This window comes from Roseovarius sp. THAF9, assembly GCF_009363715.1.
In the GTDB taxonomy this organism is placed as follows: domain Bacteria; phylum Pseudomonadota; class Alphaproteobacteria; order Rhodobacterales; family Rhodobacteraceae; genus Roseovarius.
The window spans coordinates 3,095,615-3,113,803 of record NZ_CP045404.1; the positions used below are offsets into that span (position 1 = coordinate 3,095,615).

The 18,189-nt window shown below is 60.1% G+C and carries 18 protein-coding genes, 1 tRNA gene and 1 pseudogene; 10 read left to right on the forward strand and 10 right to left on the reverse strand.

Annotated features, from left to right (window positions below; genetic code table 11):
- Positions 1 to 10 precede the first annotated feature (10 nt).
- From FIU86_RS15300 to FIU86_RS15310, 3 genes are all read right to left on the reverse strand, one after another.
- A complete protein-coding gene (locus FIU86_RS15300; RefSeq protein WP_152475875.1) occupies positions 11 to 838 on the reverse strand; it encodes an NAD(P)H-binding protein in 828 nt (275 codons plus the stop codon).
- A 108-nt stretch (positions 839 to 946) separates the two neighbouring features.
- Complete coding sequence (locus tag FIU86_RS15305; RefSeq protein WP_152475876.1) at positions 947 to 1,951, reverse strand: AraC family transcriptional regulator; 1,005 nt, start codon at positions 1,949 to 1,951, stop codon at positions 947 to 949.
- 100 nt (positions 1,952 to 2,051) lie between these two features.
- Positions 2,052 to 3,403, reverse strand: a protein-coding gene (locus FIU86_RS15310) for an IS3 family transposase (protein WP_152473331.1) whose coding sequence is annotated in 2 segments (ribosomal slippage) — positions 2,052 to 3,067 and positions 3,067 to 3,403 — 1,353 coding nt in all. Because the reading frame shifts where the segments join, the coding sequence is not laid out codon by codon here.
- 94 nt (positions 3,404 to 3,497) lie between these two features.
- Between FIU86_RS15310 and FIU86_RS15315 the strand changes: the two are divergent.
- From FIU86_RS15315 to FIU86_RS15335, 4 genes and pseudogenes are all read left to right on the forward strand, one after another.
- Positions 3,498 to 3,803, forward strand: a pseudogene (locus FIU86_RS15315) (integrase core domain-containing protein); the annotation flags it as partial.
- 300 nt (positions 3,804 to 4,103) lie between these two features.
- On the forward strand, positions 4,104 to 4,559 hold the full coding sequence (locus tag FIU86_RS15325) for a DUF2924 domain-containing protein (RefSeq protein ID WP_152475878.1): 456 nt from the start codon (positions 4,104 to 4,106) through the stop codon (positions 4,557 to 4,559).
- Positions 4,556 to 5,866 (forward strand): recombinase family protein, encoded by a 1,311-nt coding sequence (locus FIU86_RS15330; protein ID WP_152475879.1) that lies wholly within the window; start codon positions 4,556 to 4,558, stop codon positions 5,864 to 5,866. The genes FIU86_RS15325 and FIU86_RS15330 overlap by 4 nt, the downstream gene beginning before the upstream one ends.
- Positions 5,863 to 6,258 (forward strand): hypothetical protein, encoded by a 396-nt coding sequence (locus FIU86_RS15335; RefSeq protein WP_152475880.1) that lies wholly within the window; start codon positions 5,863 to 5,865, stop codon positions 6,256 to 6,258. Before FIU86_RS15330 ends, FIU86_RS15335 begins: the two co-directional genes overlap by 4 nt.
- A 25-nt stretch (positions 6,259 to 6,283) precedes the next feature.
- On the opposite strand, the gene FIU86_RS22855 is transcribed toward FIU86_RS15335, so the two are convergent.
- On the reverse strand, positions 6,284 to 6,442 hold the full coding sequence (locus FIU86_RS22855) for a hypothetical protein (RefSeq protein ID WP_254703855.1): 159 nt from the start codon (positions 6,440 to 6,442) through the stop codon (positions 6,284 to 6,286).
- Positions 6,443 to 7,228: 786 nt separating this feature from the next.
- Between FIU86_RS22855 and FIU86_RS22615 the strand changes: the two genes are divergently transcribed.
- Complete coding sequence (locus FIU86_RS22615) at positions 7,229 to 7,918, forward strand: HNH endonuclease signature motif containing protein (RefSeq protein ID WP_172977521.1); 690 nt, start codon at positions 7,229 to 7,231, stop codon at positions 7,916 to 7,918.
- A gap of 2 nt (positions 7,919 to 7,920) precedes the next feature.
- Here the strand turns inward: FIU86_RS22615 and FIU86_RS15350 are convergent, their stop codons facing one another.
- The 5 genes from FIU86_RS15350 to ychF all read right to left on the reverse strand — a co-directional run bounded on the left by FIU86_RS15350 (position 7,921) and on the right by ychF (position 12,907).
- Positions 7,921 to 8,949: a DNA adenine methylase gene (locus FIU86_RS15350; protein WP_152475882.1), complete on the reverse strand. Its 1,029-nt coding sequence runs from the start codon at positions 8,947 to 8,949 to the stop codon at positions 7,921 to 7,923.
- Positions 8,950 to 10,713, reverse strand: a complete 1,764-nt coding sequence (locus tag FIU86_RS15355; protein WP_152475883.1) for an N-6 DNA methylase — start codon at positions 10,711 to 10,713, stop codon at positions 8,950 to 8,952. It lies immediately after the preceding gene.
- Positions 10,714 to 10,769: 56 nt separating this feature from the next.
- Positions 10,770 to 11,261 carry a terminase gpA endonuclease subunit gene (locus FIU86_RS23110; protein ID WP_368373135.1) on the reverse strand — a complete coding sequence of 164 codons (492 nt, stop codon included), beginning with the start codon at positions 11,259 to 11,261 and terminating at the stop codon, positions 10,770 to 10,772.
- A gap of 264 nt (positions 11,262 to 11,525) precedes the next feature.
- Positions 11,526 to 11,615: transfer RNA gene (locus tag FIU86_RS15365), tRNA-Ser, on the reverse strand.
- Between the two features lie 194 nt (positions 11,616 to 11,809).
- Entirely contained in the window at positions 11,810 to 12,907 is a 1,098-nt protein-coding gene (gene ychF, locus FIU86_RS15370) for a redox-regulated ATPase YchF (RefSeq protein ID WP_152475884.1), read from the reverse strand.
- A 176-nt stretch (positions 12,908 to 13,083) separates the two neighbouring features.
- On the opposite strand from ychF, the gene trpA reads away from it, so the two are divergent.
- Complete coding sequence (gene trpA, locus FIU86_RS15375; RefSeq protein WP_152475885.1) at positions 13,084 to 13,875, forward strand: tryptophan synthase subunit alpha; 792 nt, start codon at positions 13,084 to 13,086, stop codon at positions 13,873 to 13,875.
- Here the strand turns inward: trpA and FIU86_RS15380 are convergent.
- Complete coding sequence (locus FIU86_RS15380; protein WP_152475886.1) at positions 13,872 to 14,729, reverse strand: carbon-nitrogen hydrolase; 858 nt, start codon at positions 14,727 to 14,729, stop codon at positions 13,872 to 13,874. The genes trpA and FIU86_RS15380 overlap by 4 nt on opposite strands.
- A 188-nt stretch (positions 14,730 to 14,917) precedes the next feature.
- Between FIU86_RS15380 and FIU86_RS15385 the strand changes: the two genes are divergently transcribed.
- The 4 genes from FIU86_RS15385 (at position 14,918) to FIU86_RS15400 (ending at position 18,142) form a co-directional block, all read left to right on the forward strand.
- Positions 14,918 to 16,081, forward strand: coding sequence for an alpha-hydroxy acid oxidase (locus FIU86_RS15385; RefSeq protein WP_152475887.1), 1,164 nt, complete (start codon positions 14,918 to 14,920; stop codon positions 16,079 to 16,081).
- 63 nt (positions 16,082 to 16,144) lie between these two features.
- The gene (locus FIU86_RS15390; protein WP_152475888.1) at positions 16,145 to 16,813 is read left to right on the forward strand and encodes a DUF998 domain-containing protein; all 669 of its coding nucleotides are present in this window, start codon (positions 16,145 to 16,147) and stop codon (positions 16,811 to 16,813) included.
- Between the two features lies 1 nt (position 16,814).
- Positions 16,815 to 17,327 carry a DUF421 domain-containing protein gene (locus FIU86_RS15395; RefSeq protein WP_152475889.1) on the forward strand — a complete coding sequence of 171 codons (513 nt, stop codon included), beginning with the start codon at positions 16,815 to 16,817 and terminating at the stop codon, positions 17,325 to 17,327.
- A gap of 125 nt (positions 17,328 to 17,452) precedes the next feature.
- Positions 17,453 to 18,142, forward strand: coding sequence for a 50S ribosomal protein L25/general stress protein Ctc (locus tag FIU86_RS15400; RefSeq protein ID WP_152475890.1), 690 nt, complete (start codon positions 17,453 to 17,455; stop codon positions 18,140 to 18,142).
- Positions 18,143 to 18,189 lie beyond the last annotated feature (47 nt).

Here is an 18,189-nt window from a genome sequence, read left to right on the forward strand (position 1 = left end):
TGGGATGGCGTCAGGCGGCACTTGCCCAGGCCCCGGTTCGGGCAGCCTCATGAGCAAAATCCGCGAAGTCGCGAGGGGCGCGGCCCAGTGCGCGCATCACGCCGTCTGTGGTGTGGGAGTTGCGCCCGTCCAGAGTTTCGCGCGCGATGGCGGTGAAGACGTCGGCGGCGAAGGTTCCGCCAGCCTCGGCGATATTGCCGTGGAAATCCTCGAAGCTGATCGGGATATGCCGGATCTCATGCCCGGTCGCCTGAGACAGCTCGGCCGCCATGTCTGCGAATGTCATCAGGCGTGGGCCGGTCACCTCGTAGAGTTCGCCCCTGTGCCCGTCTTCGGTCAGCGCCGCGACGGCGACGTCGGCAATGTCGTCGATATCGATGATGGGCTCGGCGACATCGCCGCCAGGCATCGGCAGGACGCCCGCCAGGACCGGATCACGCAGGTAACCTTCGGAGAAGTTCTGCGCGAACCAAGCGGCGCGGACGATAGTGAAGTCGACGCCGGAATTGCGCACCACCTCCTCGCCCAGCCGGGCGTGGTGTTCGCCCCGGCCGGAAAGAAGGACGAGATGCTCGACATCCACGTCGCGGGCCGTTTCGCAAAGCGACTCGAGCTTTTCCACGGCGCCGGGGAAGGCGAGATCGGGAAAGTAGGTGACATAAGCCGCACGAGCCCCGTGCAGGGCCGGCGCCCAGGTCTCCGGCGCCTCCCAGTCGAAGGGCGTTGCAGAACTGCGTGAGCCGCGGCGCACTGGAAGACCGAGCGCCTCGAGGCGGGTGGCGACGCGGTGGCCGGTCTTGCCGGTCGCACCGATGACGAGGATTGGTTGGTCTTGCATCGGTTATCTCCTTGGCTTCGGTTTCGATATCCAAGGGATAGGCGCTTTGATGCTGTTCGGTATTGACCCGCGATGTCAGCCTTTTGACCGCCGCCGCCAATGCGCCGGTCAGCGGTCGGACAAGTCTTTTCGGAACGACGCGGGCGTTGTGCCGACCCAACGCTTGAACGCCCGGGTAAAGGCGCTTTGCTCGGAAAAACCGGTCAGGAACGCGATTTCGGCCAGTGAGCGGCTTTCGTCTTGCAACAGCCCCTCGGCGAGGTCGCGGCGTGTTTGCTCGGTGAGCGCCTGAAAGTTCATTCCGTACTCGGAGAGCCGCCTGTGGAAGGATCGGGCGCTGAGTCCGAGACCATGAGCGATCTCGGCCATCTTCGGTGCCCCCTCGTTCAGGGCCTGGGCAATGGAGGCTTTCGCCTGCGCCACCAGCTCGGGCTCCCGGGTGATCTCAGAGAGTTCGGCGTCCAGATGCGAAGTAAGATACCTCGAAATCCCCTCGTCCCCGAGGATGTTTTGCCGGGCCAGCGTTTCTTCGGAATAGAGGATCGCGTCCAGATCGGTGTCGAAACGCACTGGGCAGCCAAACCATTCCTCGTGAGCCGTAATCGAGCGCGGTGCGGGATGCCGGACCATTACTTCCAAGGGCGCGAGAGGCTCCGGGCAGACCTGCCGTGCGATGGATACGGCGCTTGCAAGGGTCGCCTCGTTCGACAGCCGCATTCCGAGGCGCCGTTCGCCCGCCCGATGCAGGATGAAGAGTGTGCCCCCGGTCGTCGGCCGCAGCTCATATTCCGCGACGCTGGTCCATAGGCGCGCATAGCGCTCCACCCGCGCATAGGACGCCCCCAGAGTCGTCGCCGCCTTGAAGGCCAGCCCGAGCGCGCCGTACTCGTCAAGCCGCATTGAGGCACCCGTGCGCACCGGCAGATCGGTCACGTCGATCTGGTCCGCGATCCTTTCGAGCAGGTCGTAGTAGCGCTCTGCCGGGATCATCTGCTTTGGGTTCCAAGGGTGATCGACATCAATTTCGACCAAAGACAGCATCTCGGCTGCGTCGATTCGGTCACCAGCCGCAGCGACTACCTTGCGCGCGAAGAGAGATGTCACATAGCCCATATCCCGCACTCTACGACACGCGCGGTTGTCCGTCTTCAGAGTTTTTCGGACAAGTCGTTTGTTTTGGTAACGGAGGCTCTGGTTCGGTTTCTGTTTGAGTTTAGGCGACCGCGGCTTTGTGCTGCAACCGGCGCTTTCGGATTGTCTGTTTCTTGATCTCCTCTCTCATTTTCAGGATCGTCCGACCCCGACCGTGGTAGACGTCAGCCGGCGTCAGGTTATCCAGGCTCTCGTGGTATCGCCGAGTGTTGTAGTATCCGACGAAGTCGCCGATCTGGCGTTCAAGATCCCCCGGCAGATAGTAGTTCTCCAGCAGAACCCGGTTCTTCATGGTCTGGTGCCAGCGTTCGATCTTGCCCTGGGTCTGTGGGTGGTGCGGCGCTCCGCGGACGTGATCCATACCTTTGGTATCGAGGTAGTCGGCCAGGTCGGCCGCAACGTAGGACGAGCCGTTGTCGCTGAGCAGCCGGGGCTTGTGAACGACTGTCGCATGAGCACAGCCCGAGGCCTCCAGCGCCAGATCCAGCGTGTCCGTCACATCCACGGCCTTCATTGTCGTGCAGAGCTTCCACGCGATGATGTAGCGGCTGTAATCGTCGAGGATCGTGCTGAGATAGAACCAGCCCCAACCGATGACCTTGAGATAGGTGAAGTCGGTTTGCCAGAGTTCGTTGGGCCGAGTTGTCTTGTCCCGGAACTCATCGGCGGCACGGATCACCACATGGGCCGGAGCCGTGATCAGGTCCTGGGCCTTGAGAATGCGGTATGCCGAGGACTCAGATACAAAATACCGTTTCTCATCGGTGTATTTGACCGCCAATTCCCGTGGCGTCAGATCCTCATGATCCAGCGCGAACTCAACGAAGGCGTCGCGGATCTCGTCCGGGATGCGGTTCCACACCGCCCGAGGCCGCGGGGACGTGTCACGCAAAGCGTCAACGCCGCCATCGGCCCACCGCGCATACCACTGGTAATAGGTGCTGCTGGGAATGCCGAGCATGGTCAGGGTCCGCCTGACCGGCAAATGCGAGGCTTCGACTGTCCGAATGATCTCGAGCTTCTCCGAGGCTGGGTATCTCATGCGTCGTCCTCCCCATCCCCGAACGTGCTTTTTTTGAGCAGCCTGTTCTCCAGTGTCAGCTCCGCGACCACTTCTTTCAGCGCGGCTGCCTCAGAGCGCAGTTCCTTGACCTCGGGAGCTGTCGCCTGACGGGCTGTGTCACCCGCCAGCCGGTTCTTCCCAGCCTCAAGAAACTCCTTCGACCAGCTGTAATAAAGGCTCTCAGCGATCCCTTCACGACGGCACAGGGCCGCTATGCTTTCTTCGCCCCGCATCCCGGCAAGCACGATGCGGATCTTCTCCTCCGCCGAGTAGTGCTTGCGGGTCTTACGCTTGATACCCCTAACAAGCTTGTCAGCAGCATCCTTGGATGTTCCGGATCTCTTGTTCATCTTCGCTCCATTATGGCTTCGATGAACCAGAAATCCTCCGTTCCTCAAACACCTAAATCTGTCCGGTAGGTGCTGACGTTAGACACGATGAACCAAAGGTATGGATCACGTCCGCGGAGCGCCGCACCACCCACAGACCCAGGGCAAGATCGAACGCTGGCACCAGACCATGAAGAACCGGGTTCTGCTGGAGAACTACTATCTGCCGGGGGATCTTGAACGCCAGATCGGCGACTTCGTCGGATACTACAACACTCGGCGATACCACGAGAGCCTGGATAACCTGACGCCGGCTGACGTCTACCACGGTCGGGGTCGGACGATCCTGAAAATGAGAGAGGAGATCAAGAAACAGACAATCCGAAAGCGCCGGTTGCAGCACAAAGCCGCGGTCGCCTAAACTCAAACAGAAACCGAACCAGAGCCTCCGTTACCAAAACAAACGACTTGTCCGAAAAACTCTGAAGACGGACAAGAGCCCTTCGATGCGCAAAATTGAACTCAGCGGCGCAAACGCGTTGCCCCCTCTCCACATGACGCCCATCGAACGTCGCGCGGCGCTCTGCAAGATCCTGGCACTTGGCCTGGTGCGCCTGCGTCAGCGCCAGTCAAGTGAAGTATCTGCACAGGTTGGAGAAAGTTTGCTTCACTCTCCGCCCGACCGGAGCGGTCATGCAACCACCGAAACCGGAGGACACGCATGACAAAGCAAGACCCGATCCCCGCGCGCCTGGCCGCGCTGAAGACCGCCTCGACGCTGGAGCTGAAGGCGCAATGGCGCGACCTCTTCGACAGCGAGCCGCCGCCTTTCAACCGCCGGTACCTCGAAAGCCGCCTGGCCTACCGCATCCAGGAACTGACCTATGGCGGGCTGAAGCCGGAGACCACCCGCCGACTGGAACGGCTGGGAGAGGAACTCGACGGCGGTGATCGCAAGAAGAGCCGACGCCGTGCCGATCACGGCATGCTCATCGCCGGCACGCGCCTCATCCGGGAATGGCAGGGCGTCGAGCAGGTCGTCACTGTCACCAGCGACGGCTTCGAGTGGCAAGGGCGACCCTACAAATCGCTTTCGGCCATCGCCCGCGCCATCACAGGCACGCGCTGGAACGGCTGGGTCTTCTTCGGGCTCAAGAACCGGAGGGCACAGACATGACGAAGCCAGTCATCCGCAAGCTGCGTTGCGCGATCTACACCCGAAAATCATCCGAGGAAGGGCTGGAGCAGGAGTTCAACTCGCTCCACGCCCAGCGGGAAGCGTGCGAGGCGTACATCGCCAGCCAGCGGTCCGAAGGCTGGGTGCTGGTCCGCGATCAGTATGACGACGGCGGCATCTCGGGCGGCACGCTGGAACGCCCCGGCCTTCAGCGGCTGCTGGAAGACATCGAGGACGGGCTGGTCGACGTGGTGGTGGTCTACAAGATCGACCGCCTCAGCCGCTCGCTCGCCGACTTCGCCGAGCTGGTCGAGGTGTTCGACCGCAATGACGTGACCTTCGTCTCGGTCACACAGTCCTTCAACACGACGACCTCCATGGGGCGGCTGACGCTGAACATCCTGCTCAGTTTCGCCCAGTTCGAGCGCGAGGTGACCGCTGAGCGCATTCGCGACAAGATCTCCGCTTCTCGGCGCAAGGGCATGTGGATGGGCGGCGTGCCGCCTTTCGGCTACCGGGTCGAGAACCGGAAGCTGCGGATCGATGAAGCGAAGGCCGAACACGTCCGTTGGATCTTCGCTCGTTTTCTCGAAATCGGCTCGGGAACAGAACTGGCGCGCGAAGTTGATCAACGCGGCATCCGCACACCAAGGGGCAACAGGATCGACAAGAAGTACCTCTACCGCATGCTTAACAACCGCGCCTTTATTGGCGAAGCGGTCCACAAGGGCGAGAGCTACCCCGGCGAACACGACGCCATCATCGATCGCGAGACGTGGGACCGCGTTCACGCCATCCTGCAGGAGAGCCCCCGTAAGCGCGCCGCCCGCACCCGCGCCGAGACGCCAGCGCTGCTAAAGGGGCTGCTCTTTGGCCCCGATGGCGCGGCCTTCTCGCCGACGCACACCCGCAAGGGCGACAGACTCTACCGCTACTATGTCAGCCAGACGGTGCTGAAGCATGGCGCAGGGTCGTGCCCGGTGGGCCGAGTCTTCGCCGCAGATATCGAGGCCGCAGTCGTCGATCAGTTGCGCACCGTGTTCCGCCAGCCGGAGATCGTGGCGGGGACGTGGAAGGCGGCGCGCGCCGACGCCGACGACATCACCGAGGCCGACGCCCGCGCAGCACTCAAGCATCTCGATCCGCTCTGGGACGAACTCTTCCCGGCAGAGCAGGCGCGCATTGTTGCGCTGCTGGTTGAGCGCGTGGACATTGGAACCGATGGCCTGAATGTCCGGCTGCGCGTCGATGGCCTCGGCGGTCTCGCACGCGAGATGCAGACCAGCGGCACCGGAGAAGTGGCATGACTCGCGCTACGCCCATCCCCGAGACCGTGACACTCCACGTCCCGTTTCTGGTTGTCCAGCGCGGCGCGCGGAAAGAGATTAAGATGCCCGAGGGCGCCCCGCAGCCACGTCGGGCAGACAACACCCTCGTAAAGGCACTGGCCCGCGCCTTCCGTTGGAAGCGAATGCTGGAGTCAGGCGAGTATGCAACCATCGGCGATTTGGCCAAGCGCGAAGGGATCGCGCACTCTTACATGACCCGCGTCCTGCGCCTGAACCTGCTCGCACCGAACATCGTCGAGGCGATCCTGGACGGGAAGCAGGGGCCGGAGTTGACGCTGGCGCGTGCGCTGGAGCCGTTTCCGTTGGACTGGGAAAAGCAGTTTCAGAGTTTCAGTCTGGAGAAACTTTAACCACTCTTGACCATCGCGCGCACGGTCATTGCCTCCAGGCCATAGAAGCCGCCAGCCCGTCCGGAGCAGCGTGATCGGTCCAGCGCAGCCAGAGCGCCTGCAGCCGTTCGCGCACCGCGCGGTCGGGATGGGTGGGCTGAGGCTTTATCCCAGCGCCGACGACATTGCCGAAGAGGTTGTCCACTGCCCTCGCCGCGACCCACGGGTTGTTCCGCTAATACCACTCGGCCACGCCCGCTGGGGTTCCCGCGTTCAAGCCGTCGACCGACTGCGCGCCCTCCCAACGCCGCCCGCCAGCCGCAGCGCCTAAGCCACGAGCGCGCGCGAGGCCGAGAAGGCGATGGAGAAAGGTCCGCATACGAGAATCTTATCTACGTCCGCGACAAGGGCGAAGACAGAGCGTTTGAGAATATTTGGCAGCGCCCCATTGTGGGCGACGTGTCTGGTCTGTTACCTTTTTTCTAGGGAGCACATCTTGGCTGCTGCCCGGATTTCTTGATCAGACGAGGATATCTTGAAAACTGCGTCTATGCTCGTATTCCGGCGAATAACGCCGGCCGACTTCTACTTCATCTATCAGGATGGAGGCTCTGGTGGTGGGCGACAGTCTTACATAGATATAGATACAAGCGGCGTCTCAATCGCCAATTGGAATGCTTTTTTCTCAGGGATAACTCCCGAAATGAAAGCAGGCGGGCCAAGTTGGACATTCGAAGTAAATAGCCTTGGTCTCGGGACCAGCCAGATGTTGCGGATTGCGCAAAGGCGGAATACCACTTTTAGTATCCGCTCGCAAAAACTCGCAAGTAGAGACTCGAATCGAGTTCACGCGTGGCATCCAGATCGGACCTCTTTCCCAAAACCAGCGAGCGTGCCCTCTGGCTCTTCTGATCCTCAAATTCCGCCCCTCATTAAGGGCTTGACGATATTCATAATTCGAGCGACGGACGACACTTATTGGGCCGGCTGGATGCGCACGCAAAACAAGCCCGCAGGTTGGGCTGTCCCAAAAACGCTTGCGGCCTTGTTCACCGAAGATGATGGCTTCATTAATTTTTCTTCGGGAATTCAATTTGACGAAAATCAACTCAATTGGCCCTTCTACGTCTCTGGAGCGACGAGTTCCTCTCCTTCTCCGTCTTCCGGTTCTTCGAGCACAGGATCTGGCAGTGCGACGGGTGCAACGTCTCCAGCGAAGACAACTACGGCGTCTACATCGACAGGTGGACGAAGCTTCATTGTGCGAACCGAAGATGAGATCGCGAGTGATCTATTCGATGCAGATTATTCCGAAGTCCCTCCGGATAAAAAAGAAGTTGTTGCCAAAGTTCGGGTGAGAAATCAAAAGGCTGTTCGCGCTCTAAAAAAATTGTATGGCGAGTGTCAAATCTCCGGAGAACAGTACGTTTTTCCCAAAGAGGATGGCGATCCCTATTTGGAGGTTCACCATCTAATACCTCTCGGGCTTGGCGGCGCGGATTCGCCTGCCAATCTGGTCGTATTGAGCGCCCACATGCATAGAATGCTTCACTATGCAAATGTTGGTGAAATCGACTTGTCAAAGATTTCCGGAGATCAGTTGACGATCCGGATCAATGGTAATGAGTACACGATCCGCTGGCGGCCCGACCATGCAGCTATGATAAAAGCGCTTGAATGAAGCTACTTTGATACCTTGAAGAGGTATTCCTGCACTGCGCCGCCTGCACCTCCATTATTGCTCTTGAAGCGCTGGTGGATCAGGCTCTCGAATTCTACGGTCCCGAGTTCGGAAAATAGATTGAGCAGTTCGTCTCTACTCAGGAGGCCATCCTCGCTGTAGCTTACGAGAAACGTCTTGCAGTCCATCTCTCGGATTATTCTTCGGAATGAATCGCGTACTCGCAGCTTCGAGCAGAAATCAGAGTATTGATCGCGCCAAGGCCTTAGGCCACTGACTCCCACGGCATCTGGGCTATCTCCGCGCGCAATCGTTTCAATGATGTGGTAGTTGGCGGCATACTGCCGCTTCATGTATGGGGGATCAATGTAGCAAAGATCGGCAGAGATCGATACTGCAAGATCTTCAGCTTGCCCTTGTAGGACGTTATGATTTGTAGAAATGCCCCAGAGAAAGGTAGAAGGTCGAAGGGACAACGGAGCAAGTGATGCTCTGTTCCAAGTCGAGCGATAGTGGCCGTACGTCCCGGCAATATTTGCTACTCGGTTTACAGCCAGAACAAGGTCATGCCGTAGGAGGGAATTTTCGACTTCGCTGATTTTGCCTTGCTCTCTCCATGTATTAACCTCCTGAGTGATCGCATCAATGAGGGCAGCGTTCTCCGTGGAAAAATACATGCGTGGACGAGTCCCACTGCTCGGTTGTCCTCCTGGTGAATACTCGCGGAAAAAATGGCCAGATACTCCAGGCAGTGTCTCAAGGTGCTTGAGAACTCCAAGGTATCCGGTTCCAGACACGCTGGAAAACGAAGGGGGGCGATCGAGCTTCAAACGCACTACAGCATGATGAAATGCATATGACATCATGTCGGAAGCAATCACTCGGTAGCCTGCAACACGAAGGGCTTCGGAGACGCTTGCGGTCCCACACATAAGATCGGAAACAACGGCACCTTCAGGTGCGAGTTGTCTTATGCGCTCGATCAGTGGTCTTAGTAGGCGCGATTTGTTGCCAATATAACGGTAGGACATTCAAGCTACCCACCGTGGCGCGACACGCAACCCCTCGCCCAATCTCAATGTTCGAATGGGTTCTAGCGCCTCCGCCTGTTCCAGTACGTGCTCCACCCAAGAGTAGGAAGTCTCGTTAAAGCCAAAGAGCGCGGAGACCAGACTTTCGATTTCAATATCAGCTTCCGTCGCGGGCATGCTGCCTTTGGTCATTCTGTCGACAGATGCTGCAATTGCTTTTGCCTGGCCCCAGCTCCTGCTCCCTTCTTCAGGCATAGGGATGGGGAGACCGGAAATGACCTTTTGCGTCACGTAGGGATGAGAGCGCCACTCATTATCACCTGTTGTTCTGAGGTGGTATGCCAAGAGAGTGCGCGAACATAAAACGCCAAGGCAGTAAGACAGAAAGAACTCAGGAGGATTTGCGTTTGGATTGGGATAATAGTGGAAGACGACCTGATTGGTCATGCATGGCTCATCGACTATGGATGCCTTGATGCCGACGCCAGTCTTCCGAATGAGAAGTCTGCGACGCGAATAGACCTCAAGGCTTTTATAATTTATCCCAGGCATACCCGTTTTTATGTATCGACTTGGTGCTGCGAAATATCTCTTCACGTCTTCTCCAACAAGGAGGGGGAAGGTCCCATCAGCATTGGGTACTTCGGAAATAATCTGTTCGGCGTGGAATTCGTGGGCCGGCGCAGAGAATCCACAGTTGCCGCATGAAAGGTGCTTTTGTTTTGTTGCTGGACGGGTAAACGAGCAAGAGGGGCAGATCAGCACTCGCCCAGACTTCGAAAGTTCTACTCCGCGTCCAGAAACAAGCCAATCTGTCCATGATGAGCGTGCTGCCGAGAAGTTTTGAATGCTATGGTCTTCCGATGTTTTGCTATCGACATCCCATCTTCCGTAGTGGTCTTTCTGAAATCGAGACTGAGGTATTCTGATAGACTTTTCGCGCCGAATTTCATCAAACTCAGCATCTCCAGAAAATATCGATCGGCGATCCTGCTTGTTGAAGCGGAGCGTCTCGATTTCGTGATCTGGGCTGGGATTGATATTTTCAAACAGGACAACGGTCGTTCCTCGAAAGACGCGAGGAAAGAAGCCTTCCCCGAGGCGAGCGACAAACCTGATAGTCGTGGATGTGTGCAAAATCTCGCGTGTGCGACTGTGCTCCGGGAGGAATAACGAGTCGGGAATAATGAATGCGGCGATTCCGTACGGCGCCAGGTTCCGAAGTGATGCCTCGATGAATAGGTCCCAGCTATCAAATTGGCCCCTTGCCAGCTTGTAGCCGATGGAATGAAGCTCTTCCCGCGACGCTGTGAGCTCTGCTCCCCATGGAGGATTTGCGATTACGCCATCGAGACTGGCAGAGTTCAGTCCAGTAGCCCAAGTCGGGATGCATACTTTGAATGGATTTTTCAGGGCGTCGCGGGTGTAAATTTTAGCTGCTGTTCCGAGCCTTTCTGCGGCTTGTAAGGTTGCGGAGGGGTCGACATCAAGGCCAAGAGCTACAACGCTCGGTTGGTGTAGCATTACGGAATGCAGAAGCTCTCCGTCGCCACACGCAGGATCGCAAATGAGTGAGTTTTCTGGAAGCGAACCCATCTCAATAAAAAGACGAGCGACCCAATCTGCAAGTTTGGACGGAGTGTACACTGCACCCAGCTTTCTCTGCCTTTGGACAGCATTGTCTTCTAAGCACGGTTCTGCCGAGTGCGATTGGGATATCATAAACTGTGGCCTGCTGGTCTTCTTTATTGGTTTTTGGGACATGCAGTGGTTGCGCCGACTGAAACCCACAATATTTGGATTACCCCATCCTCCGGAACCTAATCAAGGTCTGCGTTGCCGATCGTAGCGGTTTTCCCATTTTGGCGGCCTGAGTGGTGATCCCCTCCACCTCCTCGCTCAACCTTAGCCCCATGCCTATCAGGCCATGCAGGGAGGCCTGGGCGTAGACGACGTTGTCGAGGGCCTCGTTGCGTTCGCCGTCGAGCTTGGGATGTCAGGAGCGGATGCGGCGCCCGCGCTGAAAGCGGGTGAAGACGCGCTCGGCGGTCAGCCGCCGAGAGTAGTCGGCGTCGAGGCGGACGCAGAAGTGGATCGCTCCGGGGGCCGGGCTCGGTCAGGCGCAGGCGGGCATAGACCGCGTCCTTCCCGGCATCGACGCCGACGATTAGGAGCGGTATCCCGCCCTTATTCGTGCGGGGCGGATGGAGCGGCCAGAACGGAATGCCTGGCCCGCTGCGGCCTTTGATCGCCCAGAAGCGGAGAGGCGTGCACGCAGAGCTTAATTGTTCTCGGCCGATGTTGGCATCCATGGGTTTGATACGGGTTCCATCTCGCGAACGCGATTGGCGTCGAAGTGTTTAGCCGGGAACTCTGTAAAACCATTTTAATTCAGAGATTTACAACCTATTCACCAAATCCGCGCAGTCATGAGTTCCGGAGAAAATCCACCCTGAGAGACCGCTTCCAGGCCTTCCAGCGCGGAAGCTGGTGCTCAGCCCCACCCACATAACCCTTGAACACAACGAGAAAATCCGGCCGCAGCCGGATCTGGAGAACGCTTTCTCATGAGCAAGTGGCGGAGACGAAGGGATTCGAACCCTCGAGACCCTTCCGGGCCTACTCCCTTAGCAGGGGAGCGCCTTCGACCACTCGGCCACGTCTCCGCCGACGCGTATAGCCAAGCAAACCTACGAATTACAAGGCCATTCTGCCCTGTCGGCGAAAAACCTTCTCTCGGTCCAAATTCATTTCCGGCGACCGCCGCACGACCGGGCACCTGCGCAAGAGTATCATTCCTGGTTTGCGCACAAACGTGTCGCATCAACGTGTACACAGCCACCGGGGCGCCGCTGACACTTCAGGTGTTGAACAAGAAGTGCAGCACATCGCCATCTTTGACGACATAGCTTTTGCCCTCGGCCCGCATCTTGCCCGCTTCCTTCGCCGCCTGCTCGCCGCCCAGTCCGACGAAATCCTCGTAGGCAATCGTCTCGGCCCGGATGAAGCCTTTCTCGAAATCTCCGTGAATGACCCCCGCGGCCTGCGGCGCCGCCGTGCCGGTGCGGATCGTCCAGGCGCGCGCTTCTTTGGGGCCTACAGTGAAATAGGTCTCGAGGTGCAGAAGGTCATAGCCTGCCCGGATAAGCCGGTCCAACCCGGCCTCTTCCAGCCCCATTTCCTCGAGGAACATCTCGGCTTCCTCGGCGTCCAGCTGGCTGATCTCTTCCTCGATTTGGGCCGAGATGATCACATGCGCCGCCCCCTGCGCCTCGGCCATCTTCGCCACGGCGGCGGAATGATCGTTGCCATCCGCCGCGTTGGCCTCGTCCACGTTGCAAACATACAGGATCGGCTTCGAGGTCAGCAGTTGCAGGTTCTTCCACGCCTTCATATCCTCGGCATCCACCTCGACCAGCCGCGCGGGCTTGCCCTCGTCCAGCATCGCCTGCGCGGCGGCCAGCAGACGGTCGGCCTGTACGGCTTCCTTGTCGTTGCCCTTCAGCTTGCGCACCAGACCCGCGCGGCGCTTCTCGATGCTTTCCAAGTCGGCCAGCATCAGCTCGGTCTCGATCACCTCGGCATCCTCCACCGGGTTCACGCGACCTTCCACGTGGGTCACGTCGCCATCCTCGAAACAGCGCAGCACATGGGCAATCGCGTCCACCTCGCGGATATTGGCCAGGAACTGGTTGCCCAGCCCCTCGCCCTTGCTGGCGCCCTTCACGAGGCCCGCGATATCGACAAAGGTCATGCGCGTCGGGATGATGGATTTCGACTGCGCGATCGCCGCCAACTTGTCCAGCCGCGCATCGGGCACCGCAACCTCGCCCACATTGGGCTCGATCGTGCAGAACGGAAAATTCGCCGCCTGCGCGGCGGCGGTCCGGGTCAGCGCGTTGAACAGCGTCGACTTGCCCACGTTGGGCAGCCCCACGATTCCCATCTTGAAGCCCATGATGCACCTCTTTGCTCTCGTTCCGGCGCCTTCTATGCCCAAGCCGCGCCCAGCGCAACGCCCCCGCTTTTTCTTGCCCCAAATACTCGAATCCTGCGCGCTCCACACGCACATCCCATTGCAATTCCGCGCCGCATTCGCCAAACCATGCCGGAACATTACGACGGGACCGCGACATGACACGCATCGACGCCAAATTCGAAGACCTGCGCAACGCAAACAAGAAGGCCTTCGTGGCTTACGTCATGGCCGGCGACCCCGATTTCGACACCTCGCTCGAGGTGGTCAAGGGCCTGCCCGCCGCCGGCGTGGACATCATCGAACTGGGCCTGCCCTTCACCGATCCCATGGCCGACGGCCCCACCATCCAGCTTGCCGGCCAGCGCGCGCTCGAAGGCGGGATGAACCTGCAACGCACGCTCGACATGGCCGCCGAATTCCGCAAAGGCGACGACACCACGCCCATCGTGCTCATGGGCTACTACAACCCGATCTACAATCGCGGGGTCGAGACGTTTCTGAAGGACGCCAAGGAGGCTGGCATCGACGGCCTCATCGTGGTGGATTTGCCGCCCGAGGAAGACGACGAGCTTTGCGTGCCCGCGCAGAAGGCCGGGCTGAACTTCATCCGTCTGGCGACCCCTACCACCGATGACAAGCGCCTGCCCAAGGTGCTGACCAACACGTCGGGCTTCGTCTACTACGTCTCGATCACCGGCATCACCGGTGCCGCCGCGGCCGAGGCCGCTGATGTCCGCCCCGAGGTGACCCGGATCAAGTCGCATACCGACCTGCCCATCGTGGTCGGCTTCGGCATCCGCACGCCGGAAAGCAGCCGCGAGATCGCCTCGGTCGCCGATGGCTGCGTCGTGGGCTCGGCCATCGTGGGCAAGCTGGCCGACGGCGAAAGCCCTGCGCAGGTGCTCGACTTCGTCAAGGGCCTCGCCGACGGCGCGCACTCGGCCTAAAGCGCGCGCCGCGTCCCGTCCATCGTCAGAAGCGGACCATAGGCATCGGGCCGGCGGTCGCGGAACACGCCCCAGCCGGCGCGCATCTCCGCGATTTCCTCAAGGTCGAAGCTTTCCACGATGACCATCTCCGACCGATCGTCGGCCCGCTTCCGGATCTCGCCTTTCGGTCCGGCGATGAACGATTGCCCCCAGAATTCGGTTTCACCCAGATCGCCCGCCTCGCGCCCGACCCGGTTCGCCGCCACCAGCGGCGTCAGGTTGGCGCCCGCGTGACCGCGCATGACCGTCTCCCAATGATCGTGGCAATCCGACCCGATCGCGGTGGGATAAAGCAATACATCGGCACCCTTCAGCGCCATGATCCGCGCCGATTCCGGAAACCACTGATCCCAGCAGATCGCGGCACCGACCTTGCCATGGGCCGTCTCGAACACCTGGAACCCGGTATCGCCATAGCTGGTGTAGATCTTCTCGAAACACCCAGGCGGACCACCGGGGATATGCGTCTTGCGGTAGACACCCAGAACCGTGCCATCGGCATCGATGACCGCGTTCGTGTTGAAATAGGCGTTGTTCGCCTTCTCGAAGAAATTGACCGGGATCACCACGCCCAAGTCCCGCGCAACCGCCTGCATATGCCGCACGATGGGGCCGTCCACGCTCTGTGCCAGTTGGAAATGCTCGGGCTTCCAATCCATGAACCCGAAGAAATGCAGCCCCACGCTTTCCTGCGGCAGGATCACCTGTGCGCCCTGCGCCGCGGCTTCGCGGATCAGGCGCTCGGCCTTGTGCAGGTTTTCCTCCATATCCCAGCTACAGCGCATCTGGGTCGCGGCGACAGTCAGGGTCATCGGGCCTCCGGGCTCAAACGAGTTCATCTCATGCTGAAAGTGTTCACGCTGCAATAAATGCCGATTCCCGACATACCTGGTCGTTTTCCTGCCATCCCTCGCACCCATCCCGGCACGCGGTCGCATGGACAAGCGGACCCGATCCGGGCTAGTGGTCATGAAACCTGACCAATGCCCGAGCCAGCGCCATGCCCGTCATCACCAATATCGACGACCTGAAAAAGATCTACCGCCGCCGCGTGCCCAAGATGTTCTACGACTACGCGGAATCGGGCAGCTGGACGGAACAGACCTTCCGCGAGAACACCAGCGATTTCAGTGATATATACCTGCGCCAGCGCATCGCCGTGGACATGTCAAACCGCTCCACCGCCAGCCAGATGATCGGTCAGGACATCTCGATGCCCGTCGCCCTCGCCCCCGTGGGCCTGACGGGGATGCAGCACGCCGATGGCGAGATCAAGGCCGCCCGCGCCGCCGAGAAATTCGGCGTGCCCTACACGCTCTCGACCATGTCCATCTGCTCGATCGAGGACGTGGCGGCCCACACACAAAAGCCGTTCTGGTTTCAGGTTTACACCTTGAAAGATAACGACTTTATGCAGCGGCTTTTCGACCGCGCCAAGGCCGCAAACTGCTCGGCGGCGGTCATCACCGTCGATCTGCAAGTGCTGGGCCAGCGCCACAAGGACCTCAAGAACGGCCTCAGCGCGCCGCCTAAACTAACTGTCAAGTCCATTGCCGACATGATGACCAAGGTGCAGTGGGGCCTCGGGATGCTTGGCACCAAGCGGCGGTTCTTCGGCAATATCGTCGGCCATGCCAAGGGCGTCACCGATCCGTCTTCGCTCAGTTCCTGGACGGCGGAGGCTTTCGACGAGGCGCTCAACTGGGACCGCATCCGCGAGTTCCGCAAGATGTGGGACGGCAAGCTGATCATCAAAGGCATCATCGACCCGCGCGATGCCAAGGAGGCGCTGAATGTCGGCGCCGACGCCATCGTGGTGTCCAACCACGGTGGCCGGCAGCTGGACGGCGCGCTCTCCGCCATCCGCGCCCTGCCCCAGATCATGGACGCTGTCGGCGACAAGATCGAGGTGCATTTCGACAGCGGCATCCGCTCGGGCCAGGACGTGCTCAAGGCCATCGCGCTCGGCGCCAAAGGGACCTATATCGGCCGCGCCTACGTCTACGGCCTTGGCGCTATGGGGCAGGAAGGCGTGACCAAGGCACTCCAGTGCATCCACAAGGAGCTTGATGTGTCGATGGCCTTTTGCGGGCACACCGATATCAACAAAGTCGACCGCGGTATCCTGATGGTGCCCAAGAACTTCTCCGGCGATTGGCAATAGGCCGGGAACATCGCCCTACCTGACCGCGTTCACGCTTCATCGTGGTGAACGGGGACAGGACGGATGGCGCAAATCGACAGGGAAGATTTCGATCCGGCGCACCGCAAGCGTCCGGTCCTCATGATTTTGTTGGGGATTCTCGGCATTGCCGGTTGTATCAGCCTCGTCCTCGGAACCTTTATCGCGCCCTTTTACGTGCCAAACTACAACTGGTGGTCGGATACGATCAGCGACCTTGCCGCGGGCGAGTCGGAAATCATCATGGACGTGGCGCTCTACGGGTTTGCCATTGGCGTAATGGCCACCGCGCTTGCGGCGTCGCATGACCACCTGGGCAGGTCCGGCTGGTCGATCGGCGTTGTCAGCCTCGCGGCCATCGCAGGGATCGTGGTCATTGTGGGCGCCCGGAATGAATATGGCGACGGCGACAACGAGGGCGTCGTCATCCATATCTACCTCGTCTACATGCTGGGCGCGCTCTTCACCATCGTGCCCGCGACGATGACCAGCGGCCTGCGCCGCGTCGCACCGTGGGCAGCCCGCGCCATGATCGCTTTCGGCGCGGTCTGGGTCGTGCTCGCGCCGATCTTTCTGACGATGGGCACCCGATGGGACGGCCTCGTTGAGCGCATCATGGGGCTGGCCGCCGCCGGCGTCATCACGGTCCTCAGCCTGATCGCCATCCGCAATGGACGCGGGTGCTTCGACGATCCCGAAATGAAAGGAGGCTGACATGCCCGATACCGTCCTTCAGACCGTCGTGGCGGTCGCCGTCATCATCCTGCTGGCCCGCGTCAACGGGCTGCGCTCCTTCTCCAAGATGTCCAGCTTCGACTTCGCCCTGACGCTGGCCAGCGGCTCGGTCGTCGCCACGCTGATGACCACCTCCAGCCGCTTCCTGCCCGGCATCCTCGCGCTCGCCGCACTCTTCGCCCTGCGCTTCGCCATCTCGGCGCTGCGCGTGCATTTTCGCGCCGTGGAACACCTGGTGGATACGCGCCCCATCATCCTGATGCACGAGGGCCGCATTCTCGACGACAATTTGCGCCTCGCCCGCGTCACCCGCGCCGACATCCGCGCCAAGCTGCGCGAGGCCAACGCGCTTCAGCCCGACCAAGTCCGTGCCGTGGTGATGGAAGCCACCGGTGATGTCAGCGTCCTGCACGGCGGCGACGTCGACCCCTCCCTGCTCGAAGGCGTCTCCTGGGGCCGTATGACACCGCCCGCCGAGACCGCGCGCACCTGACCCGCTGAATCCCGAAAGACCTTGCATATTTGGTCTTTTCAAGCCGCCCGTATTCCTCTACAGGGACGGCTTCACGCGGGGCTACAGCCTTGGAGGAGCCCCGCCTTTGCATATGGAGAACACAAATGGCTGGAGAAATTCCTGATCTTCACGCCCAGGAACGCACGGGGACGGGCAAGGGCGCCGCTCGTGCTGCACGCCGCGATGGCATGGTTCCGGGGATCGTATTCGGGGGCGACGTCGATCCGCTGCCCGTCAACATTCCGTTCAACGTCCTGTTGAAGCGGCTGAAACAAGGCCGGTTCAAGTCCACCCTCTTCAACCTCAAGGTTGACGGGCACGACGACGTCCGCGTGATCTGCCGCGACGTTCAGCGCGACGTGGTCAAGGACCTTCCGACCCACTTCGACCTGATGCGCCTGCGCCGCACCACCAAGATCAACCTCTTCATCCCCGTCGAGTTCATCAACGAGGAAGAGTGCGAAGCGCTGAAAACCGGCGTCCTGACCGTGATCCGCAACGAGATCGAGCTTGTCGTCACCGCTGGCGACATCCCCGAAAGCATCACCGTCGACCTCAGCCTGATGGAGAACATCGGCGACACGATCACCATCAGCCAGGTCGAGCTGCCCCAGGGCGCGAAGCCCACGATCACCGACCGTGACTTCGTGATCTGCAACATCGCGGCTCCGTCGGCTCTGAAATCCGACAGCGATGAAGAGGAAGACGAAGACGTCGCAGCCGATGAGGTCCCGGCAACCGAACAAGAGGCCGGCCCGGACAGCGTCGAAGAAGCGGAAGGCGGCGAAGACTAAGCCCTTCCCCCGCTTGCGAAAACACCAGCGCGAGGGCCCCCGGCCCT